The 25,127-nt window shown below is 39.8% G+C and carries 14 protein-coding genes and 1 pseudogene; 4 read left to right on the top strand and 11 right to left on the bottom strand.

The genetic code is table 11. The features are described 5' to 3' along the window. Positions 1-134: 134 nt before the first annotated feature. Positions 135-923 (bottom strand): DUF1868 domain-containing protein, encoded by a 789-nt coding sequence (locus A3775_RS22190; protein ID WP_082803827.1) that lies wholly within the window; start codon positions 921-923, stop codon positions 135-137. Positions 924-1,160: 237 nt separating this feature from the next. Between A3775_RS22190 and holA the strand changes: the two genes are divergently transcribed. Further along, positions 1,161-2,150, top strand: coding sequence for a DNA polymerase III subunit delta (holA, locus tag A3775_RS22185; protein ID WP_066383216.1), 990 nt, complete (start codon positions 1,161-1,163; stop codon positions 2,148-2,150). Positions 2,151-2,252: 102 nt separating this feature from the next. Next, the gene (locus A3775_RS22180) at positions 2,253-2,717 is read left to right on the top strand and encodes a DUF4168 domain-containing protein (RefSeq protein WP_066383213.1); all 465 of its coding nucleotides are present in this window, start codon (positions 2,253-2,255) and stop codon (positions 2,715-2,717) included. Between the two features lie 94 nt (positions 2,718-2,811). Here the strand turns inward: A3775_RS22180 and A3775_RS22170 are convergent. Continuing rightward, positions 2,812-6,550: pseudogene (locus A3775_RS22170) on the bottom strand (ATP-binding protein); the annotation flags it as partial. Positions 6,551-7,549: 999 nt separating this feature from the next. Here A3775_RS22170 and A3775_RS22165 point away from each other — a divergent pair. Continuing rightward, positions 7,550-9,070, top strand: coding sequence for an FAD-dependent oxidoreductase (locus tag A3775_RS22165; RefSeq protein ID WP_066426827.1), 1,521 nt, complete (start codon positions 7,550-7,552; stop codon positions 9,068-9,070). 614 nt (positions 9,071-9,684) lie between these two features. On the opposite strand, the gene A3775_RS22160 is transcribed toward A3775_RS22165, so the two are convergent. The 9 genes from A3775_RS22160 to A3775_RS22125 form a co-directional block, all read right to left on the bottom strand. Beyond that, positions 9,685-10,065 (bottom strand): DUF2237 family protein, encoded by a 381-nt coding sequence (locus A3775_RS22160; protein ID WP_066383205.1) that lies wholly within the window; start codon positions 10,063-10,065, stop codon positions 9,685-9,687. Positions 10,066-10,296: 231 nt separating this feature from the next. Beyond that, positions 10,297-10,524 (bottom strand): hypothetical protein, encoded by a 228-nt coding sequence (locus A3775_RS24515; RefSeq protein WP_156481710.1) that lies wholly within the window; start codon positions 10,522-10,524, stop codon positions 10,297-10,299. Then, the gene (locus A3775_RS22155; RefSeq protein ID WP_066383203.1) at positions 10,518-10,790 is read right to left on the bottom strand and encodes a hypothetical protein; all 273 of its coding nucleotides are present in this window, start codon (positions 10,788-10,790) and stop codon (positions 10,518-10,520) included. The genes A3775_RS24515 and A3775_RS22155 overlap by 7 nt, the downstream gene beginning before the upstream one ends. Positions 10,791-11,065: 275 nt before the next feature. Beyond that, positions 11,066-11,728: a hypothetical protein gene (locus A3775_RS22150; RefSeq protein WP_066383202.1), complete on the bottom strand. Its 663-nt coding sequence runs from the start codon at positions 11,726-11,728 to the stop codon at positions 11,066-11,068. A 170-nt stretch (positions 11,729-11,898) separates the two neighbouring features. After that, positions 11,899-12,666 (bottom strand): thioesterase II family protein, encoded by a 768-nt coding sequence (locus A3775_RS22145; protein WP_066426825.1) that lies wholly within the window; start codon positions 12,664-12,666, stop codon positions 11,899-11,901. Positions 12,667-12,772: 106 nt separating this feature from the next. Then, entirely contained in the window at positions 12,773-13,756 is a 984-nt protein-coding gene (locus tag A3775_RS22140; RefSeq protein WP_066383196.1) for an ABC transporter substrate-binding protein, read from the bottom strand. Positions 13,757-13,810: 54 nt separating this feature from the next. Next, complete coding sequence (locus A3775_RS22135) at positions 13,811-14,788, bottom strand: sucrase ferredoxin (protein ID WP_231867057.1); 978 nt, start codon at positions 14,786-14,788, stop codon at positions 13,811-13,813. Positions 14,789-14,874: 86 nt separating this feature from the next. Further along, positions 14,875-16,188 (bottom strand): MFS transporter, encoded by a 1,314-nt coding sequence (locus A3775_RS22130; RefSeq protein ID WP_066383192.1) that lies wholly within the window; start codon positions 16,186-16,188, stop codon positions 14,875-14,877. 164 nt (positions 16,189-16,352) lie between these two features. After that, positions 16,353-19,118 carry a TonB-dependent siderophore receptor gene (locus A3775_RS22125; protein ID WP_066426823.1) on the bottom strand — a complete coding sequence of 922 codons (2,766 nt, stop codon included), beginning with the start codon at positions 19,116-19,118 and terminating at the stop codon, positions 16,353-16,355. Between the two features lie 684 nt (positions 19,119-19,802). On the opposite strand from A3775_RS22125, the gene A3775_RS22115 reads away from it, so the two are divergent. After that, entirely contained in the window at positions 19,803-25,109 is a 5,307-nt protein-coding gene (locus A3775_RS22115; RefSeq protein WP_066426846.1) for a non-ribosomal peptide synthetase, read from the top strand. The last annotated feature ends 18 nt before the right edge of the window (positions 25,110-25,127 follow it).

Below are 25,127 nucleotides of genomic sequence, written 5' to 3'. Positions count from 1 at the left end.
GATGAGGAGGATGAGGAGGATGAGGTAGACAAGGTAGAAATCTTTCTCAGTCAACAGTCAACAGTCAACAGTCAACAGTCAACAGTCAATCGTCAACCGTCAACCGTCAACCGTCCCCAGTCCCCAGTCCTCAATTAAAATTTTAAAATCGGCCAGTCTGGCTCACGATAATAACGTGTCATATCGTCAAATTTTCTGAGTTCAACACGACTAATGGAAATTTCTGGTAGGTCAAACATCCATTTTTTATTTAACTCAGTCAGTGAGTCAACAAATTTTATTCTGTCTAAATCTTCTGGGATGGCTCCAAAATAACCCAAGGTAACATGGGCTGTGAAATGATAGTGTTGTTCAATTCCCAAAGCGATTAATTTGGGGTTTTGATAAACTGTACGGCGAAATTTAATAATCTGTTCGTAGCAGTTTTCATCTTTGGGTACTAGACACACTCCTATAGCTCTGGGCATCAGCACTATTCCTAGCACTTTCCAAGTAATGCCTTGACTCTCTTTTGTCAATGATTCTTGATACTGCTGAAATGTTTCGGCTATGCAAGAGCGTAATTGTTGGTCAAATTGAGGATTTTCTTCACAAGCATGACGATAAGCACTATCCCAAATCAAATCTGCTAAGGTTAAGTGGAAACTGCCAGCAGGTAGGGGGACAATTAAATCTTTATTGCCAGGTAACTGTAAAATTTCCTGTTGATACCCTTGTAATGTGGCGTAGAAAGCCGAGTTTTCTGAGTCTTCTGTCGCCGTGGAGGTAATTAGTGTGTAACCAGGAAAAGATACTGCAACTCTAGATTCCCCTGATGGCTGAAATTTATAGGATTCCTGAATATGCTGCACCTGGGTTTTATAAGCTTCTGGTAGCGTCATCCGTGCTACCCGATTTAAGTAGGTTTGGTAGTTGTCGTCCAATCTTTGTTGCCTCGCGCTCTCACTTGATTGATTTTAGGGAAAATAGAACTACGTTAACAAGCAAGTCATTAATTATTAGTCATTAGTCATTAGTCATTGGTCATTAGTCATTGGTCATTAGTCATTAGTCATTGGTCATTAGTCATTGGTCATTAGTTTTTCTCCTCTGCTCCCCTGCTCCCCTGCTCCCCTGCTCCCCTGCTCCCCTGCTCCCTCTGCTCTCCTCCAGGTGTCAAAATGTCTATCTACGTTTACTGGGGTGAGGATGATTTTGCTTTGGAAAAAGCTGTGTCGCAGTTACGCGATCGCATCCTCGATCCCCTCTGGATTAGTTTTAACTATACTTGTTTCCCACCCGAACAAAGCGATGCTATCATTGCGGCTTTAAATCAAGCTATGACTCCACCCTTTGGTGCTGGGGGGCGTTTGGTATGGTTAATTAATACTACTGTTTGTCAGCAGTGTCCTGATCATGTCTTGGCGGAACTAACTCGTACTTTGTCAGTTATTCCTGACAACTCATGTTTATTACTCACTTCCCGCAACAAACCCGATGAGCGTTTGAAGGCTACAAAGTTGTTAAAACAGTTTGCTACTGAGTTTCGGGAGTTTCCCCTCATTCCACCTTGGAAGACAGAGTTACTCATCCAAGCTGTTAACCAAGCTGCTCAAACTGTGGGCGTGAAACTCACAGCTAAAGCGGCAGAATTTTTAGCGGAAGCTGTAGGTAATGATACACGTCTGCTTTACAATGAAAGTGAGAAATTACGTCTTTATGCTGAAGGTGGTCATCAACCTATAGATGTAGATACTGTTGCACTGTTAGTCAGAAATCATACCCAAAATAGTCTGCAACTAGCGGCAGCTATTAGAACAGGAGACACCGCCAAGGCTTTAACTGTCTTGGCTGATTTAATCAATGCCGCCGAGCCGGGATTACGCATAGTTGCTACTCTCATTGGTCAATTTCGCACTTGGTTATGGGTGAAACTGATGATGGAAAGTGGTGAACGTAATTCTCAAGCGATCGCCCAAGCTGCTGAAGTGGGTAATCCTAAGCGTGTCTACTTTTTACAGCAAGAAGTGCAAAGTCTTTCTCTGAGGCAACTTCTGTCTTGTTTACCACTACTACTAGAGTTAGAGTTTAGTCTCAAACAAGGCTCCGGGGAAATATCAACACTACAAACTAAAGTCATAGAATTATGCCAAGTATGCCGACGTAATTGACAGTAAATACCACCACAGATTATCAGTTTCTCTGGAACTTCTCACGCCGAAAATAATTCACAGTTATTACTATATCCCTGCTGTCGCTCTGCGTCACACCTTATGATGAAGATTGCTAATTTGATTAACAAAACTAGAATGCAAGATATACTTACCAAAACTCTATTTCTTGGCATGATTACCAGTGCTAGTTTTGTTTTTGGTAGTTTAAAAGTTAATGCTCAAGTTAGCTCACTTAATAATCTTGAAATTACTAACTACGCCCAAGCTGTTTTAGCTATGGAGCCAGCCCGTCAGCAAGCTTTTGGAGAAATTAAAAAAATTATTGGTAATGCTGAGATTCCCAAGATAGTTTGTAATGATCCTAAGAGTATGAATGGTTTGCCCAGTCAGGCTAGAGATATTGCAATTAATTACTGTAATCAATCACAAAAAATTGTCGAAGATAATGGTCTGACTATTCAGAAATTTAATACTATCACAATGGAACTGCAAAATAACAATAATTTAAAAAGACAGGTTTACAATACATTAATCCGCCTGCAACAAAAACCCAACTCTCAGTAGGAACTGGGGAAACAGAGGAGAAAAACTAATGACTAATAACTAATAACTAATGACTAATGACTAATGACTAATGACTAATGACTAATAACTAATAACCACCTTGTTCTGGCGGTAGCGATCGCAGTTTCCGAATTAAGGAGTAGCCATCTTCCTGGGGCATACCAAGTCACTAACTAACACATCCGGTTGCCACTGGCTAATCATCTGTAATGCGGCTGGTGCTGATGCCACTGCTCGGACTTCTGCTTGACATTTTTCCAAAACTGTGCTAACCAAATCACGAGAATCTACCTCATCATCTACCACCAGTACGCGCACACCTAACAATGAGGGTATTCTGGTGAAGGAGTGACATTTTCTGCTGTTGTAGTGGCTGGTGCAATCGCAACGTGACAACAAGCTAGCAGTGGCAGCTTGACGGTAAAGGTGGCACCTTGTCCTTCGCCTAGACTATCTACATGGATTGTACCACCATGCAATTCTACTAAATGCCGGACAATTGCTAAACCTAAACCTAAACCGCCGTGGCTTCTGGTACTAGAACTATCGGCTTGGCGAAATCGATCAAACACGTAAGGTAAGAAACTGGGATTAATCCCAATACCTGTATCAATCACTTGAATTTGAGCATAGTCGTAATTAGGCGTTGCTGCACTCTCACTAATTTGAGCGAGTCTAATTTCTACTTTGCCACCTCTGGGTGTAAACTTGATGGCATTTGTCAGCAAATTCCAAATGATTTGCTGTAACCTTTCAGGATCACCAGAAACGAGAAATTGGTTATTTTCTGGGTGCAGTGATTCCAACTGTGGGGATAAGGAAAGTTGCACATCAATTTCTTTGGCTTTAGCTGCTAGGTTAATATTCTCAATGGCTGCATGAATGATGGATACTAAATTACAATTACAAACATTGAGACGTAACTTACCTCTAATCATGCGTGAAATATCCAGCAAATCTTCAATTAGCTGGGTTTGCGCCTTGGCGTTGCGCTCGATAGTTTCTAAGCCTTTTGCTGTCTGAGTTTCATTGAGTTGACGGGATTGTAACAACTGCGCCCAGCCTAAGATAGCATTCAGAGGCGATCGCAATTCATGGGAAAGGATAGCCAAAAATTCGTCTTTCATGCGATTGGCTTGTGTTAGCTGCTCAGTTTGTTGCTGTAAGGAAGCTATCAACTGGGCGCGTTCCATAGCGATCGCAATTTGATCACACACCGCTTGCATCATGCCCTTTTGATTTTCGGTGAATACAGTGCGAGTACGACTCCCAAAACTCAAAGTCCCTAAAACTTTCCCCTGGGCTGTCAATGGGTAACAGTAATAAGCCGTCAGACCGAGCGATCGCAGTAATTCTGTAGTAGAATCATTTGATTCCTGTACGCTTTCTACACAGATAGGCTGACGCTGTTGAGCGACAATACCGCACACTGCTTGTCCTAGAGGTAAGCATTCCAGTTGTGTTGCTATTTCTGGAGACAAACCTCGATAAGCGGCTAAACGCATTACCTGAGAATTTTCTGGTTCGACTAAATAGTTGATGTAAACATCCAGTTCAATCTGTTGAGCTAGTTTGTCAAAGCAACTATCAATCAGTACCAATGGTTCCTGACTAGATAGCAAATCACTGGCGGTACTAAACAGCAATTGCAATCTTTGATAGTTGAGTAAACGGGCTTTTTCTGCTTGCTTGAGATTGGAAATCTCTTGAAATACCACTATACAGGTAGCTGGGTAGCCGTGTATGGCGGGTAGGGTATCAGCAAATATCAATAAAGAACGAATCCCATTTTTAGTGTGCCAGTCCATCTCAAAGCCATGCAGACGTTCTCCACGCGCTACCCGCACCCCTGGCATTTGCTCGTTAGGAATCAGATTACCATCTGCATCTGTACAGTAATAGGCTGTGTGATACTCTGCGGCTGGTATACCTTTGGGAAATTCGCCCCCTGCTAATTCATCCGCCGCACGATTAGCAAAAGTTACCCGTGCTGTTCCTGGTTCAATCAATAGCAGTGGTATCGGCATGAAATTTAAGACTTCTTCTAGCCATTGTTGCTGATTTCGCAACTGTTCCTCTGCTTGTTTGCGCTCTGTAATATCTAAAAATGCCCCGATACAGCCTCTAGTCTTACCTTCTTCATCAAACAATGGTGCCACATATTCCAGCAACTTGATGATTTCACCATTCTCATGCACTACATCAACTTCAAAATCTAAGACTTCCACTCCATGAGTAGCTGCATACTGCATCGGCAGTTCTTCAGGTAACAGTTCTTTACCCTGACGGTAAACTTGAAATTGTGTCGGTTTTTCGGCAAGGGGAGCAGTCAGAGAAGCATTTGTCTGTAGCGATATTCCTAGTTGCTTGGCAAAAGCGGGATTTACGTTAATGCTTTGACATTGTGGATCTTCGGCGATGCCTATGCCAATGGGGATGACTTCTAGCAATGTCTGTAATTCTACAATGCGGCGTTGTAAATCTTTGTTGAGTTTCAGGATTTTTGCTTGGGCTTGTTTCGATTCTTGCAAGTTGATAATAAAGGCTACTGTCTCTTGTTTTTGTTCTCCCATGAGTACGTAACCGACTAACACAGGAATGCGGCTACCATCCTGGTGAATATATTCTTTTTCGTAGGGTGTACAAGCACCTTGAGGGTTAGCTTGGGCTTCGGCTATATGTTGCTCATCTAGGGGGAGATACTCTGGCGGTGTTATATTATCCCACCTTACCCGACCTGCTAATAAATCTTCTGGGGTATAACCCACCATTGCCAAAAATGCTTGGTTGGCTTGGTGAATTCCGCCGTCAATGTCGCCGAATGTAATGCCGATGATGTTGGCATCTACAAAACTTCTCAGTTTTGCTTCATAGGCTTTGACTGTGGCTTGAGCGCGATCGCCTTGCTGACTCAACCTTTCTATAATTATGGCACTTTGCCAAATCACAATGGCAAACATCACCATCAAGATCACCGCAAATATTGCCACTGCAAAAGATGGGCTATATTGTCCTGTTCTTTGTCCTTCTACAATCAACCACCCTAGCACCAAAGGCACGGCGATCGCATATCCTAAAAACTGCCTGAAAATTTTCCCGCCATAGGTATCACTGGTTGCTATCTTCATCAATCCCTGTTCTGCCCAACCCCACAAAATACCCATACACAGCACGATAAATAATATTGCTGTGTATAAAGACGTACAGGTAATCTGATAGATGGTCAGACTAGAGAAAGATTTGACTCTGTAGACATAACATAAGACTACCTGGAGGGCAATCACGGCCGCAATTAAAGTCAGCAGTTGCGCGTACCAATAGCTGCGTTTATTTTGGCGATGAATCAACACTTCCAGGGCAGTACCAATCAGCAGAAAATTTAGAGCTGTATTCCACGCCATTCTTGCCTGATACGTTGTCACTGGGGTAGACAAGTTATCCACCAACAACTGATCAATTCCTAAATTCCAACCAAAGATATATTGACTGAGGGTGAGAGTAGCAATCAGGATGACAGTGACAGCACAAACTTCCGACACCCACAAGTAGTTTTTCTTCAGCTTCTTCCTGGGCTGTGTTTCTAAGTTCCGGGAATCAACCCTCACCTTACTTAATGTCAGCAAGCATAGGGAAACACCAGTCAGCACAAAGCATAGTGCTGTGTTTGGTTTGATTGTCGCTGGAAAGTTCAGGAAACCTCTTTTGATCACTTCGATATCCAGCCACCAGCCGAGTAGTACCAAACTACCCACCAAAATGGCGATCGCACTCGCAACGTTTGTTACCAGTGAATTATGTCTGACTTGTAGTCGCAAGCGGTTGACTTCTAACATTGATATCTCTAAAACCGCATTTATTGAAATGGCAATAGTTATTATGTATGTTTTACATTTAACATATATTTTTTGGCGTTATATAGAATACCTTGATTTATTAAACTTTATATCTATCAAAATATATATATAATTTGATAACTCAGCCGTCTGCCGAGTCAGTCATCTCTACTTTTGCTTATACACATCTTGCAAGAGTTGCTTGTTGAAAATTTTTAGGGTGGGCGTTGCTTGAGATGCCCTCAAATCCTGAGCATTGTATTGATAGCAATGCCCACCTATTCTGATTGAGAATGGTGCAAGATATGATAATATTTATCAGTAATTTACAATCTCAAAAATAAATCAATAAAATTTTACATTTTTAATTGCACTTTTGTAGTATCAAGTTAGAACCTAGAGGCGAGTAATTTTTAGTCAGCACTCTTTACTCCCCTATTCCTATAGATTTACTGGATATATGATCAACATATAAAAAATCTATAGATGTGCAAAATTCTCATATAAATTCTAGTTAATGTTGTGTTTAATACATAGGTTGAATGTGATATATAATATTGCTACAGTTACGAATTAAGCGCATTTCCCGATGATATGAGGTATAAATCAACCCGATAAACCATTGATTCATGTAAGCTATATAAAGCCAAAAATACAAATAATTTAAACATCAAATTAGATGCCTATATTTAATCAAAATTGTCGCCAGAAATAATTAATTATTAATGGTGTAGCTATGTTTATAGATATTATTGAGATGGAGAGGAAAATTTTTTCAACCGCCAGAACATAATCACTTATCAAAAAAAATCTTAGTATTACATCCTCATTAAAGTAGATTATCTAATTCTATCGAACTATAGATATATTCAACAAAAATAACCGTCTAAAATTCCACAAGTAAATAGTATTAAGTCAGGCTCAACCTTGCTAGTGTCAGTGCAGAAAAATGCAAAATTTTCTCATTGCTAGCAGGGAGTTCATAATCATAAAAGCTCTATGCAAAGTGATTCTGGAAAAACTATTTCTGTGTGGATGACAACGGCAAACGTACCAGTACAACCAGAACTGATAGAAAACACCCATGCAGATGTTTGTATTGTAGGTGCAGGGATAGCGGGGATGTCAACCGCCTATATGCTTTCTCGTGCCGGTAAATCTGTAGTAGTATTAGATGATGGGGCTGTAGGTGGAGGACAAACAGAACGCACTACAGCACATTTATCCAACGTGTTGAGTTATCGCTACTATGAACTAGAGGACATGCACGGAGAAGAACGTGCTAAATTAATTGCCGAAAGTCATCTGACAGCAATTAATACGATAGAAGCGATCGCCACCCAAGAACATATCAATTGTGATTTTACCAGACTAAACGGCTATCTGTTTCCGCCCGACCTTCAGTCCTTAGACGAAATGCAGCGAGAATTGGCCGCCGCCCATCGTGCTGGACTGACTAATGTCGAACTTGTCAAACAAGCACCACTCACAGGTTTTGACACAGGCGTATGTCTACGCTTTCCCCAACAAGGGCAATTTGACCCACTCAAATATCTCACAGGATTAGTTGCAGCCATAGAAAATTATGGCGGTAGAATTTATACTAACACCCACGTCGAAAAAATCCAAGGTGGTGCAACAGCCCGTGTGGAAACCAGCAACGGTAAAGTAGTAACTGCTGACGCTGTAGTAGTAGCAACCAACTCACCTATTAGCAACTTAGCTACTATGCACTTCAAGCAAGCTGCTTACATCACCTTTGTCATTGGTGCAAAAGTGCCTCGTGGTTCGGTGACTCAAGCATTATATTGGGATACCCTCGACCCTTACCATTACGTGCGTCTACAAAATCTAGATGAGCAATATGATATCTTAATAGTCGGTGGTGAAGACCATAAAACCGGACAAGCTGACGATGCTGATGCTCGTTATGCCAAACTCCAGCAGTGGACACAAGAACGCTTCCCAATGGTAGAAGATATTTTATATCGTTGGTCAGGTCAAGTAATGAACGCTGATGATGGCATCGCCTACATTGGTAAAAACCCCTTTGACACAGATAATATCTACATCGCTACAGGTGACTCTGGTTTAGGGATGACTCACGGTACAATTGCCGGAATTTTGTTATCAGATATGATTTTGGGGAGAAAAAACACCTGGGCAGAAGTTTATGATCCCTCAAGGGCTAGAGTCGGTGCAGTTGGTGATTTTATCTCAGAAAATATTAACGTAGCTTCTCAATATTTAGACTGGGTGACACCAGGAGAAGTAGACAATGTAGAAAAAATTGCCCCCGGTACAGGCGCAGTAGTCAGAAGTGGTTTAAATAAAATCGCTGCCTATCGTGATCAAAGCGGTAAACTACACCAACATTCCGCAGTTTGTACCCATCTCAATTGTATTGTCAGTTGGAATTCTTCCGAACAAACATGGGATTGTCCCTGTCACGGTTCGCGCTTTAATGCCCAAGGTAAAGTCATCAACGGGCCAGCTATTGATGCTTTAGCAGAAATTTAACTTGCAATCAGATTTTCCTCATTATATTTTGAGTGAGCATTGCTCACTCTTTTTAATTCAAAATAGCGGTTTCTAGTCTAATCAAATATAAATTTATCTGTGTATATCTGCGTATATCTGCGTCCATTGACTGTACCTCACTAGCACATTAGCTTACATCTTGCACCAGTTGCTTTATTGCAAATAAACTCAGGCGATGCACTGCTGAAAATACGCTCTAACCCTTATTTTTACGTTGTGGACAGTGCATCGCCCTACGGTTATTGAGAATGGTGCAAGATATCAGTTAGTAGCGTGCGTCATATCATGTCCGGCTAATTACTTATGATAAGTTTTCGATGCTGATATTTTCTTCTTCCCTGTTGCCTGTTCCCCGTTCCCTGTTGCCTGTTGCCTGTTCCCTGTTCCCCGTTCCCTGTTCCCTACCCCAACAGATATGATAATTATTTAAACGGACATGACATCAGATGTTGAAAATCTGTTCAACTTGACCAAATTATCTCTTCTGACGCACCCTACAAAAGACCATAACAATTTTTGTAGGGTGGGCATGGCTTGAAATTTGCTCAACCCCTAAGTTTTCTGTAGTTTACCAGTGTTCACTTAAAATCTCGTTAAATCTCGTCTTTAGCTTTGAGAGCGTGTTTTTTTAAATCTGCTAAATTACAGACTTCCAAGGCTCTAGCGTGGGTGGCTGCAAGCACAACCGGAGGAGCTACCCCAGCTTCTAAGGCTTCTTGCCAACGAGATGCACATAAACACCAGCGATCGCCCGGCCTTAATCCAGGAAAATTATACTCAGGAACAGGTGTGCTGAGGTCGTTACCTCGTGATTTAGTGAACTCTAAAAATTCTGCCGTGACTTGAGCGCAAACAACGTGCATTCCGACATCATAAGCACCTGTAGAACAAAACCCATCACGGTAAAACCCAGTCATGGGCGAAGTACAGCAAACTTCTAAGTCTGTACCAAGTACGTTTTTAGCCTCTGCCATCTGTATTACCTCTCCTTTCTGGTACTATTATCTTTATAAAAGTCAGTTGTTTTCTGCGATTAATAAGTTTCAGTTATTCTTGTCTAGATTTTTTATAAGTTTTTATCAAAAAAATTTTTTGATTTTGGGGTTGAGGTCGGGGTGAACGTGGTAAGATAATGACATCATACATAATCGGGTGTGAGCAAAATTTTTTTGTAAGCACGCATTCCCATTATAAAAATATCACTCCTAGAGCAAAAAGTCAAGCGATTTCGACCCCAAACAAAACGAAATTTTTTTGCATGGTTTGATCAAGCATACAGAAGGGCGGGCTTTCCTGCCCAACGCAGTTAAATGGTGTAGACGACGGGGATAAAAATCAAGCTGAGGATTGTAGAAGTAACCAAACCGCCAGCGATCGCCTGAATGTGGATTGCAGACCATTTCCAGGCGCATCACCTCCGCTTCACCTAACATAGCTTTGGTTGTTGCCAGAGAATCAGTTTCAATAGAGAACAATAGCAAACCCCATGACTGATTTCTGGTGGATGTTCAACTAGCCAATCATAAATTTGTGCCGCTTTTGCTAATGCGAGTTTTTCTGAACGATAAAGCTGAGGTGTAGGACAGTAGGCTTGGCCATTAATATGTATGGCCACAATCTGCCAATAGTCGCTGTCTTCACCCTCTGGTAATACTTCTAAAAATCCATCACTGTAAGGTTCGATTATTCCTGTATTCATCTGCAACCATCAAACTTTCCCAGCAGGAAAAAACATCAGTCCCAGCCATTCTAGGGGGAAAAACTGGAATCACGAGGGATGCAATAGCAAGCCCCCTTACTGATTTTGTGTTTCTATTCCCTGAAAATCTGAATGATTAGTAACTTTTTGGCTAAATTTCTTAGTCCTAATTTGGGACTTACGCCACTGGCACATTAGTAGGGTGCGTCAGATGTTTAAAATCCGTTGTTTTTTACCCAATTATCGCTTCTGACGCACCCTACACGAGACTTTGATTAACGCCCATTGATCACAGTCATCATTGCCGATGTAGATAAACCAACACAAGCTGCCAATTCTGCCAAAGCTGCTTGTTCCTGTGCATTACTGTTGAGCATTTCTGTTGCTGCTGCTACATAGTCAGCATTGGCAAGACTTTTCAGACTGTGGGGAGGGTTGGTTTGAGAATTCAGGCTAGCAATACGCTGACTATTTGTGAAATTTTGCATACGATAAGCTGCGATTTTGACTGCTTGACGAGCCTGGAGATAAGCCAAGTAGTAGCGAATCACAGCTAATCGTTTCTGCTGCTTGGCTTCATGCAAACGAGCTTTAAATATTGGTTTTTTTTGAAAAGCACTAATTAACTTCATGGGATCAAGGGAAATGCTGAAGTAAAAACTACTTTCCCTTTCTTCAGGATCATCAGGTGAGTTGTAATTGGTAGTAGTCAGAGAAGGGGATAATTCTATAGATACAACGTCTTGAAAAGCACGCCATCCCATAGCAGATTTTGCCTCTAGTACCTCAGAAGAATTCCGCTCGGCAATAGTAACTAATCGTTCGATAATTTTGAAATCATTTTGTGTAATATTAGTTTGTAATATTTCTAATTCATCAGCTTGACTAGGATTTGCTTCTGATGCAATTGTAGGCAAAGAATAACCGACCATGAACATGGCAAGCAAACACACAAAGTATTGCTGGCAAAACCAATCATTTTTTGTGTTCAAAATACCAACAAAACAACTTCTATGGTGGTGAGCGTAGTTTCCGATGCTTGTACAAAAATGATTACTATTTCGGTTAGACATTCAGCTTATTTATAATAGTTGTTTTCATCTAAAATTTATGTAGGTAAATTAGGTGTCAAAGATTCAGCCAAATTTTTTAGTAACAAAGATTGGGCAGAATGCAGAAAAAAGTGGTCGCCGGGAAACATATATAAATTAAAATCAGCCTCTGTCTGCTCTTGCCATGCTTGCAGTTCGTCACAACCAACCCTGGAATCTTGTAATCCCCCAAAAACAGTAATGGGACATTCTAAAGGTGGTTCAGGAGTATAAATATAAGTTTCCAATACAGCAAAATCAGCCCTGAGTATTGGCAGAAATAGCTGCATTAATTCTGCATTTTCTAATACTGCCTGTGGTGTACCGTTAAGATGACGCAGTTCTTCTATAAAAGCAGGTTCGGGGAGGCTATGAATTGGTGGCTCTAAATCGGGAATGTGTGGGGCGCGACGACCAGATATAAATAGGTGAACGGGGCTAAAACTATACTTTTTACGAAGTAGACGGGCTAACTCAAAGCTTACTAACCCACCCATACTGTGACCGAAGAATGCGAATGGTTTATCTAAATATGGGTGGATAAAGGAGGCGATCGCATCCACAAGCGGCTCTAGTTGATTAAATGGTGCTAAGTTGATTTGCTTCCCTCGTCCGGGAATTTCAATTGCACAAACTTCTACAGATGCAGGTAAAAAGTCACACCAAGGGCGAAAAATCAAAGAACTACCACCCGCATAAGGAAAACAAAATAAACGCAAAGCCGCCAAAGGATTTTGCTTGGGGCAAGTTACCCAAGAGTTGTAACTTGATATGTTTGATTTCATCACATTAAATTGTTTTTTCTAGTTGTTAAATACTTTTAATTTAGTTTGATAAAAATTAAATGCGTTTGCTCTGTTTGTCAACCCCGCAATCCAGCAATTTTTTTATTCAAGGCAAATAATTTAACAAGTCATCTAAAACTCGATTAGCACCAATCAGTCCCCATGCAGCAATCCAGGTGTCACCTGAAACTGGATAAACACGATTTTGTTGTACAGCTTGTAAACGTGACCACAAAGGATGATTTGTGAATTGTTTTAACCTTAATTCATTATGTCCTCCCAGAATTAAAAAAATCACATCCCCACCGATTTGAGGAATTAATTCTAAAGAAATGTTTTCCTGATGTTTATCTTTATCTTCATATTTAGGTCGAGGTAAACCAATTTCTTTGAGGATTGACCCACCAAAGGATTCATTCATATAAAGACGAGTATAATTAGCCCAAAAATTAACTAAAGAGACTTTTGTTTGGTCAAGGTTTTCTCCCATTGTTTGACGCAGAATCTCTATTTTTTGATTATATGCTTGCAATAATTGTTCAGCCTTTGCTGTTTTTCCCAGTGCTTCTGCGTATTTTTTTAACCAATATTTCCATTCTCTGTCTTCATCTGCTAAAATTGTTGGGGCAATTTGGGATAGTTGCCCATACAGTTTAGCATCCCAAGAAAGACCTAATATTAAGTCTGGTTTGAGATATAAAATTTTTTCTAAATTGGGTTGACCATTAGTACCAATTTTTTCGATTCCTATTGTTAAATCTTCTAAGTAATCAGGAAAATTATAATCGCCTAATGTTGTAGATGCAATTGGTTTTACTCCTAAAGCTAAAACATTGTCTAAGCCACCTAAGACAACTACTCGCTGTGGATGTATAGGTACTTTTGTTTCACCCATAGCGTGTTTTACTACTCGCACTTGCGAAGTGGTATTTTCAGCTTTGAGAGTGACAGATTTTGGATTACTTACTCCACAACCAATAACTATTAAAGCTGTGATGACGCTGAATAGAATTAACTTAATCTGTTGATAACTAAGTCGGCAATGCCGGAGGGTAAACACCCTGATAAATAGATTTTTTTTACTTGACATTTTCTTAATTATGGGCTAAATTCACAACCCACATACAACTTGTTTTACTGTAAACTAAACTGTCACTAAGTTTTTATTAACTTTTCCCAAATCCGTGATAGAAAATTGAGAAAACTTTATTAATTCATCCTGTCCACATTGACTACGGAAAAACAAAGTTTTGCTTTCATCTTCAATTACATTACATCTATAATGATTAACCAGATCATCAGGAGTAATGAAAGTTATCTCTACTTGGTTAAAAGTCTCATCTTCGTTTTGTTCAATTACACAACCTTTAACTTGGTAATTAAACCAATCCCAGCCGTATTTTAACATCAACTCTCTTTCTAATATTTGCACTTGCCAAGGTAAAATTCCCCAACCACGATAGACACTTTTTAAAGATTGGATATCTCCAGTTTGTGTCAAAATAGAAATGAAAGATTTTTGGTCTAATCTACCGTAGTATCTTGCTGTAGGCAGGTCAATCATAGTGGGTGCAAAGCGATGTCCACCAAAATGACTACTTTGCCAAACTCGAACATGAGATAATGATAAATTGGCTACTGTTGCTAAGGCTTGACGATAAAAAGGAATCCCATATTTAGCGCAGCATTTATCATGACTACCATGAGTACACACTAACAAGTCTCTAGTTTGAATGTTGGTATCTTCAACGTCTACAAACAGTTCATTGTTGATACAATTTTCTATAATTGGTACTGCATCATCAATATCTGATAGGATATATTCTTTCTTGCTATACCCTGAAGATAATTCTTCTGCCTGATAATAGATAATTAGGTGAGTTTGTCCAATTTGATAATAATTGGCATTGTAAATAAATACCAACCTCAAAGAACATTCAGACTCATCAATAGTTGATTGCAAATTTTGTAGTTTCTTGGTAATTCCTTTTGAGTTTAAGGGTTGAGATGTCCAAGGTGGTGGAACTTCGATTAAAACATAGTATTGGCGATTTAATGCTGTACCAATAAGGTCTTCTTTCGCTTGACAAGATTCTTCTGCACAAAAAAAATTGTTCATCATAAACCAAAAAATGAGGGTTGAGAATTTTCATTACTTAGAATTATTATCAATAACTAAAAATAATTTATGTTTCTTTGGGTACAAGTTTAAGGTGTCTTAGCGGACTCTGAGTATTCAGCATCATGATCAGGTAAGATAGTTTCTACATTCCGTAGTTTTGGGTAAGCATATCCACTCAAACCAACGCACAACAAACCCAAAGAAGATATCACATACAAAAGTGCCATGCCTGCACCTTTTCCAGTGCCAAATAAACCGCTAAATAAGGGAGTAAGACTACCTCCAGGCATCATAGCAGGTTCAAAAACATGGTCAGCAAGTAAAGCAGCAATAAAGACGGCGATCGCAGACACAATCTGTTGAATACTAGACTCTGTAGCAAATACTCTTCCTTGTACATCTGGTTTAACTTTACTCAACAAAATAGCTGTACCAGAACTTCTCAACATGGGAAAATTCAGCGAAGAACAAAACTGCGCTGGTAGCCAAATCATTAACCCTTGTGAAAAACCAAATACTGTTTTGCTGATTCCCGCGCCAATCATTCCTAACAAAAAGCCATTGATACGCCGTTTAGAACCACCCCAAATACTTAAAATTATAGTTCCTGTCACCCCACCCAATCCGGCGGCAGAAGATATACTTCCTAAGACTGTGGCATTATTATCTGTACGCGCCAAAATCATCGGAGAAAACAAGGTTGCACCAATATCATGAACGAACCAAAATAATGAACCAGTGGCGATGACAGCTAATAAACTCTGACGTTCTATAAGATAGCGAAAACCAAAGATTATTTCTTGTAAAAAACCAATATTTTCCTGAGCTTGATTTTTGTTTTTTGTTTGGGGAATATTAACTGTAAAAACAGTGGCGATCGCCATTGTAAAAGTAACTAAATCAATAACTAAAATTCCACTCAAACCAATTACATAATAAAGTACACCTGCCAATGCTGGAGCTATAATAATTGAACCGTAATGAATAGCAGAATTCATACTGGTGGCGCGGGTATAATGCTGTTTGGGAACTAGCACAGAAATTGATGTCGAATACGCCAAAGCTTGAATTTCACTAAAAGCTCCATTTAAAGCACCCGTTAAATAAATATGCCAAATTTCTAATTGATTATTTAAGTATAGATAAAAGATAACTACTGTAGATATAGCGGCTACTGTATCACCAATTATCATCAATATTTTTTTGTTTACACGGTCTACAATTAATCCCGAAACTAATGTAATCAAAATACTGGGAATCAATGTAAAAAAACTTAATAGAGCTAATGTTGTGACCTGATTTGTCAATTCCCAAGCCCAAAGCTTGATAGCAAAATAGGTCATGTAGCTACCAATATTTGAGATTAACTGTCCAAACCAAATGATAAAAAAAGTACGCATGCTCAGTTATTCTTGGAATTTGGTTAACATAATTATTTTGCAATAACTTCCTAATAGAAAACAATCTGAACGAATAGATTTAATTAATCCAACCAGCCTGGATAAATCTGTCTCAGAAGTAAGTATTTTTCATGAGTGAGCAAAAAACTCACCCATAAAAAGATTTACCAACTAATCCGATAGCCAACGCTTAAAGTTCTACCTTGACCTGCATAATTAGCACTATCAAAGAAAGGAGCAAAGTATTGTGAATAAACGGGGAAGTATTGGTTATTAAATAGGTTTTGAATACCTATTTGTAGTTCCCCTTGTCCTAGTTTGATGCTGCTGAGGTAGTCTACTGTGACATAGCTGCTAATTTTGCCATCTTCAACCCCATCTTCAAAAGCGCGATCGCGATTACCAGAATAAAGAAGTTGTAATCTATTTCTCCAACCTTTAAGAGTTTGGTTTTCTACATAAGCTGTCAATTTCAAAGGTGCAACTGTGATGCTATTCAGTGCTAAATACTCACCATCATTGTCTTCGTCATTTTCGCCTTCTGTCCAGGTCACTGTACCACCCACTTTCCAACCCTCAGCAGGTTGAACATCAACAGCAGCTTCTATACCATAAACTTTTTGAGGAGCGCGAACAGTCTCTAGGAAATCAGTATCAGCGTTAAAGTTAAAAGCTGAACCTAAGTCAGAATAATTGTAAAAACCAGACAAGGATGCTTGGAGATTATCCCATTGACCACGAATCCCGATTTCATAGTTGTCTACTTTTTGGGGTTCTGTCAGTTGCAGAGAGTTTAAAATATTGACTACACCTGATGGTGGTCTGCGGAAAACACGACCTAAATCGGGAACAGAGAAACCTTGAGCAAAGTTAGCAAATACACTAACTTCTGGTGTAAATTTGTAGACCACACCAGCATTAAATACTGTAGAGTCGAAACTGCGATCGCCACCTTGAATATTACGACGGGGATTTTCTGCGGTTGTGTAGTCGTCCAAACTCACACCGATATTCACATAACGCAAACCACCGCTTAATTGCAGCTGCTCGCTAACTTCCCATTGCAACTGACCAAATACACCCAGTTCTCGAAAATCATATTCTGGAACAAAAGTCCGCTCGCCAGTTTTGCGATAAACTAGACCCCCTGATGCGTCAAATTCCACAGGATCGAAAATATTGAACCTTTGAGAACTACGCTCATTCTGATAGTCCACACCCCAAAGCAAGCTGACCGTTTGTTGAGTATTGAAGGGTGTCTCAACTTGCAATCTGCCGCCTAACTGTTCAGAATCTCCTTCTGACTGAGTGATTGCATCTAATCTTCCACCCCGGTTATCACTAGGAAGTCCGCCACCGAAATCATAATTACGATAGTAAGCTTGAGCTTGCAGCTTGCTACCAAAAATATTGTCGTTGTTGTAATTTAAGCTCAGTAAAGTGTTTTTGATAAAACTACCATCATCAGCACCAATTACAGTTGTCCCTGCTGGTATCCGCAAAGCGCGAGATTTTTGAATGCCGGGTATACTATCAACTGCTTCATCAGAAACAAAATCAGTATCTTGTTTTTGATCAAAATGATTGAATGTGAATTGTAGACGTTGTTCTGGTGCTAATTCTACTCCTACCTTAGCCAAAGCGTTGATTTTTCTACTATCGTCATCACCGGAAAAGTTAGCAATGCGATCGCCTTCTGCATCATAAAAACCCGCAGTTGTTACCAGAGAAAAACCCACAGTGTAGTCAAATTTCCCTTCTGTACCAGAAATTTGATGCGAAAGGTTATAACCAAAGCTATCTGCGGAACGAGTTAAAGAGGTATCTAAACCAATATTTGTTGTAGAAGTTAGTTTTTGACCGCTTGGCCTCTTAGTAATAATATTTACGACACCACCAGTAGCTTGCCCACCATAGATTGCATTCGGGCCGCGCACAACTTCAATCCGTTCAATTGCACTCGGATCAATAGTTGTCAATTGCGCCGGAATAGATTGTAAATTGCTATTTTGCGGAACACCATCAATCAAAACCGAAATATTGCGACCCCGCAAAGTTTGCCCAAATGTATTAGTACGATTAGTTGGTGCGCCAAAGCCAGGAACAGTTTTCGCCAGAATATCAGCTAAATTGGTACTTAATTGAGATTGCTGCTCAATCTGTTCACGAGTAATTACAGTGACAGAACGCGGAATATTTAGTACATCTTCTTCAGTACGAGTTGCTGTCACCACCAGTTCAATTGATTCATCACTTTCAGACGTTGGTTGTTCTGTAGGTGTGGTTTCACTCGTTGGCTGCTCGGTTTCTTCTGGCTGTGATGGTTGCGTTGGTGCTGTTGTCGTTGAAACAACGGGCGTAAAGCTAAAAATCACACCCTCGTCACTATCAAACAACTCAACAGTTGGTAATCCCGATTCTCCTGTCACAGTTATTCGGATAGTGTTGGCATCTTGATTAGATACTTCTAAGAGCGTAATACCTGTAATTGGTTGATCTGGACGAAATGTTGTCTCACCGTTGGATAGCTGTAATTGAGCATTGGGAATATCAGCAATGTAAGTGTTACCTTCGCTTTTGGCTGACACCTGCAATTGCTCCCCTTGGGAAGTCTCTAACAGAATCTCTACACCCTTTTCGGTGGGACTTAGTTTTACTCCCGTAACTGGTATGACTGCTGTTGCTGGCGACTGAACAAGCTTTTGGCGAATTCTTGGGGGCAGCTTCATCTGTGCGCGTTGGGGAATTTCTTGATTCAACCCAACTTGCTGTGCTGAAGTCAATTTCAATAATCGTTTCTCAGAATTGACAGCTTTATCAGATTGCTGTGCTTCTGTTTTTCCTTCTTCCTGACTGAAGGCGGGAGTTGTTAGCACCAAAAAAAATGCGCCTGTAAGTAACAGGCTTTGAAATAGCCGATCTTGTTTCATTCTTGTCCTCACAACCAGTCATGCCGCTTACGCTTCATACTTAGCGACATAGCACTTATTAAAAGTTATTTGCAATATATATTAGAATAAAGTCTCAGTTATTACAAACTATTTGTCATCAAGTAACAATTTTTGATAATAATCTTGAGAAGACTTATTAGACTGAAATCTAGGAATTACAATGCAAATCTCGTTTGTATATGTTAAAGCGTATATATGCAAACTAATTAATCACACGGTTAATCTTCAAACCAAGTCTGTGGTATCTATAGCATCAGTTAATACTAATTGTATCCATCAATAATTTCTATTTATTTAAAAAACCTTGCAAATGATAAAAGTTTTTATTAAACTGCAAAAAGCTAATTGAAAATAACTTGCAAATGAGTGGAGTTCAAACTGCCACTTGTTGGAGCTAAATTGGAGTAATTGCCGCCAATCAAAATCAATACCCAATGAGGACAAGGGTGATCCTGGTTGTAAACAGGAAAGGGTTGGAAGCACCAATACTTTAAAATCTGAAGTTCCAACACAAACCCCAAAAAGAATTTTTTACGCTTGATGGGCATTCTGAAGCGATCGCCGCAGAGTTAATCATTCCGTTGGCAAAATAACAGCAGAGAATGGCCTCTCCAATCAAAAACTATGAGTGTGCAGGGAGCAATGGTTGAAAGTAATATTCCGATGAATCAACCTTTTAATGGCTTAAAAACCGATCTGGAAATATCTACAGTTGTTGATGTTCTTCGTTGGAGAAGCTCCATACAAGCACAGCAGATAGCTTTTACCTTTTTAGCAGATGGAGAGACAACCGAGGCAACACAGACTTATCAGGAATTGGACAAATGCTCTCGTGCGATCGCATCCCAACTACAAGCACTAAAATTAACTGGTGAACGAGCCTTACTCCTTTACCCACCAGGACTAGATTACCTAGCAGCGTTTTTCGGTTGTCTGTATGCTGGAGTCGTAGCCGTTCCCGCTTATCCACCACGCAACCAGCGCAACACACCCAGAATTTTAGCGATTTTACAAGATGCACAAGCCGCAATCATCCTGACGACATCAGGTATATTGTCACAGGTGCAAACTTTATTAAGCGATAAATTTGATATTCATAATTTGCATTGGCTAACCACAGATAACCTTGAACCAGGCATAGAAGCATCTTGGCAACAGCCTGTAATCAATCAAGACACACTAGCCTTTTTACAATATACATCCGGTTCTACTGGCACACCCAAAGGTGTCATGCTCAGTCATAGCAACCTGTTACACAATGCGGCTGTGACACGCCAATATATGGAACATACCGCTAGTAGTAAGTTTGTAACTTGGCTACCCGTTTATCATGATATGGGACTAATTGGAGGCATACTGCAACCTTTATATGGAGGTTTTCCATGTGTCATGATGCCACCCGCAACCTTTCTTCAGCGTCCCTATCGTTGGTTAAAAGCGATTTCTGATTATCGAGGTACAACCAGTGGTGCGCCTAACTTTGCATACCAACTGTGTGTTGACAAAATTACCCCCGAACAACGGGAAACTCTAGACTTAAGCAGTTGGAGTGTAGCATTTAACGGTGCTGAACCAATTCGTCAGGACACATTAGAGAGATTTATTCAGACCTTTGCTGAATGCGGATTTCGTCCAGAAGCCTTTTATCCTTGCTATGGCATGGCAGAAGCAACTTTAATGGTATCTGGCAGCGTCAAATCTGCATTAGTCAGAACAAAGACATTACAAAAACCCGCTTTAGAATGCAACCATGTAATTGATGCTGCTAATAACGCAGATAACAGTATTCAAATAGTTAGTTGTGGTCAAGTTGTACCGCAACAACAGATTATGATTGCCAACCCCGACACCTTAACCCGTTGTGCGGCTGATGAAGTCGGGGAAATTTGGGTATCAGGGCCGAGTATTGGTCATGGATATTGGAACAGACCAGAGGAAACAGAGCAAACATTCCACGCATATCTGCAAGACACGGGAGAAGGGCCATTTTTGCGGACTGGAGATTTAGGTTTTCTCCATCATGGTGAACTCTTCATTACTGGACGAGCAAAAGATTTAATCATCATCAGGGGACGCAACCTTTACCCACAAGATATTGAACTGACAGCAGAAAGCAGCCATAAAATGTTGCGTGCGGGAAGTGTTGCAGCCTTTGCGGTAGAAGTTGAAAAAGAAGAACAGTTAGTAGTAGTACAAGAACTAGAATTTCGTGCCAAACCGAATATAGAAGAAGTTACGGCTGCTATTCGTCAAGCTGTAACCGCAGAACATGAAATACAAGTCTATGCAGTCATTTTAATCAAAGCTGGCACAATTCCCAAAACATCCAGTGGTAAAATTCAGCGTCGAGCCACAAAAGCTAGATTTTTAGAAGGTACATTAGAAGTTGTTGGTAGTAGTATTCTAGAAATCAGTCAAACAACAGAACCAGAAACAATTCTCACCCGCAGCGACTTACTAGCAGTAGCACCACAACAAAGACAGCAATTATTAAATTATCACCTACAAAAATTAGTAGCTAGGGTATTGAGAGTAAAACCTGAGCAAGTAGCGTCAGAGCAACCTATAAATAGCTTAGGGTTAGATTCTCTCAAAGTTTTCGAGTTAAAAAATCGCATAGAAGTTGATTTTGAAGTAGCTATATCTATCGCTGAATTCTTTGATGGTGCTGGTATTGCTGAGTTAGCAAACCAAATCCTCAACCAAGTTAATAGCAACTACACTCATGTATACTTGCCTATTTCTCAAGTTGAGACAAATACTCATCATCATCCCCTAACCTTTACTCAACAACAGTTATGGTTTATAAGTCAACTGCAACCAGGGACAGCTACATATAACATTCCTGTAGCGGTTCACATTCCCGGATATTTAAATTTATCAGCATTAGTTAATAGTATCAATGCCATTATTCAAAGACACGAAATCTTACGTACCAGCTTTGAAATAGTAGATGGTGAATCTGCTCAGAAAGTTGTAGATTTTGTTAACTTCACTGTACCGCAAGTTGATTTACAGCATCTTGGGCAGCAACAGCAAGAAATTGAAATCAAAACCTTATCTATTCAAGAAGCTCAAGCATCTTTTGATTTAGGACAACCACCCTTATTACGGGCAAAACTGGTAAAATTACAACCAGAAAAGTCAATATTGATTTTGACGCTGCATCACTTAGTTGGTGATGGTTCGTCAATCAATATTTTAGTTAAAGAACTATCAATAATTTATCAGGCTTTCTGTGCTGGTAAATCTTCTCCTTTATCAGAACTGCCTTTGCAGTACACCGATTTTGTCTATTGGCAACGCAGTTATTTACAAGGAGAAGTTTTAGCACAGCATTTAACTTATTGGCAACAAAAATTAAGCGGAAATCTGCCTGTATTACAACTACCTACAGACCGTCCTAGACCGCCAATACAGACTTTTAAAGGAGCGCAGCATAAGTTTATATTGTCAAAAGCCTTAACTGAAAAAATCAAACAGTTAAGTAAAGGGGAAGACGCTACTTTATTTATGACCTTGTTAGCGACCTTTCAAACTTTGTTATACCGCTACACAGGTCAAGAAGATATTTTGGTTGGTTCACCCATAGCTAACCGTAACCGTACTGAAATAGAACAATTAATCGGGTGTTTTGTCAATACTTTGGTATTGCGTAGCAATTTAGCAGGAAATCCCAGCTTTAAAGAATTGTTGGCACGAGTGCGAAAGGTAGCAATTGAGGCATATACGCACCAAGATTTACCTTTTGAAAAATTAGTAGAAGCCTTACACCCAAATCGGGATTTAAGCTATAACCCACTGTTCCAAGTGATGTTTGTGCTTCAGAATGCTGATTCAGACGCAATCTGGAAAACTGAGGAACTGGAGACAGGAACAGCTAAGTTTGATATCCTGCTATCAATGATGGAAACTGAGACAGGATTAACAGGAACAATAGAATACAATACAGACTTATTTAATGCCGATACTATCAACAGAATGGTTGGGCATTTTCAAACCTTACTAGAAAGTATAGTGAGTAATTCCCAGCAGCGTATTTCCGAGTTACCAATATTGACACCTGCTGAACGTCAAACGCTGCTAGTAGATTGGAATAATACTCAAGTTGATTATCCCCAAGCAGCTTGTATTCATCACTTGTTTGAGGCGCAGGTAGAAAAAACACCGGATGCTGTAGCAGTAGTATTTGAGAATCAACAACTTACCTATCAGGAGTTAAATAAAAAAGCCAATCAACTAGCACACTACATACAAAATCTAGGCGTGAAGCCAGATACTTTGGTGGGTATTTGTATGGAACGCTCTTTAGAAATGGTAGTGGGAATATTAGCAATTATGAAAGCTGGTGGCGCGTATCTACCGCTAGATCCTAGCTATCCTCAAGAGCGTTTAGCCTTCATGTTAGCAGATGCTCAACTATCATTATTGCTAGTGCGATCGCATCTAGTTGATCAACTACCACCACACCAAGCTCAAGTTATAAATATAGATACAGATTGGGTAGAATTTGCTAATTACAGCCAAGTTAACCCAGATAGTAATGTACAATTAGAAAATATTGCTTATGTAATTTATACCTCTGGCTCAACAGGAAAACCCAAAGGAGCAATTAACACTCATCAAGGTTTATGCAACCGCTTACTGTGGATGCAAGATACCTATGAATTAACATCAAAAGACTCGGTTTTACAAAAAACACCTTTTAGTTTTGATGTCTCTGTTTGGGAATTTTTCTGGACTTTATTTACTGGTGCAACTCTAGTCATAGCTAAACCAGGTGGTCATCAAGATGCAAGCTATTTAGTCCAACTCATAACCCAGCAGCAAATTACAACATTGCACTTTGTACCATCAATGCTGCAAGTGTTTCTAGAAGAACCCGGACTAGAAAATTGTCAGAGTATTAAACGGGTAATTTGTAGTGGTGAAGCATTACCCTGGGAACTACAAAAATGTTTCTTTGAACGTTTGCACGCAGAATTACATAATCTCTATGGCCCAACAGAAGCAGCTATTGATGTAACTTCCTGGAAATGCCAAGCCAACACCAATGAGAGAATTGTTCCTATTGGTCGTCCTATTGCCAACACACAAATATACATATTAGATCAACAATTACAACCTGTCCCTATAGGTATTGCTGGTGAGTTGTATATTGGTGGTGTGGGTTTAGCACGAGGCTATTGGAATAGACCAGAATTAACTAACGAAAAGTTTATTGTTAGTCCTTTTGATTCTGAAAAACGCCTCTACAAAACAGGAGATTTAGCAAGGTATCGCGCGGATGGAACAATTGAATTTTTGGGCAGGATTGACCATCAAGTTAAATTACGTGGTTTCCGCATTGAATTAGGAGAAATTGAGGCAGTAACAGCACAATATCCCAATGTGCGAGAAACGGTAGTTATTGCTAATAAAAATCGCCTGATTGCTTATGTAGTTCCCCATGAAAAAGCAAAGTTTTCTGTCAATGAGTTAAGGCATTTTCTCAAAGAGAAACTACCTGAATATATGCTTCCGTCTGCCTTTGTAGTTTTAGAAGCATTACCTCTGACACCCAATGGAAAGGTAGACCGTCGTGCTTTACCTGCACCGGATAATTTACGTCCAGAATTAGCAAATAATTATCAAGCTCCTGAATCTGAGGTAGAAAAATCAATTGCTAAGGTTTGGAAACAGGTATTACAATTAGAGAGGGTTGGTGTTAATGATAATTTCTTTGACCTTGGTGGACATTCTTTGTTAGTTGTGCAGGTAAACAATAAACTCAGGGAAATTTTGCACCGGGATTTGTCAGTTGTGGAACTTTTTCAGAACCCCACTATCAAGTTATTGGCGGAACATTTAAGTAAAACGTCAGAAGCACCAACAACTTTAGGAAAAATGCGCGAAAGAGTTGATAGACAAAGAGAAGCTTTGAACCAACGCAATCAATTATTAATGAAGCAACGGAAGAGTTTTAAGTAATTTGAATTAAGTCAGTAA

Source organism: Anabaena sp. 4-3 (assembly GCF_001597745.1).
GTDB lineage: Bacteria > Cyanobacteriota > Cyanobacteriia > Cyanobacteriales > Nostocaceae > Trichormus.
Note: the sequence above shows the minus strand (reverse complement) of the source record. Positions and strands in the feature narration are given on the sequence as shown.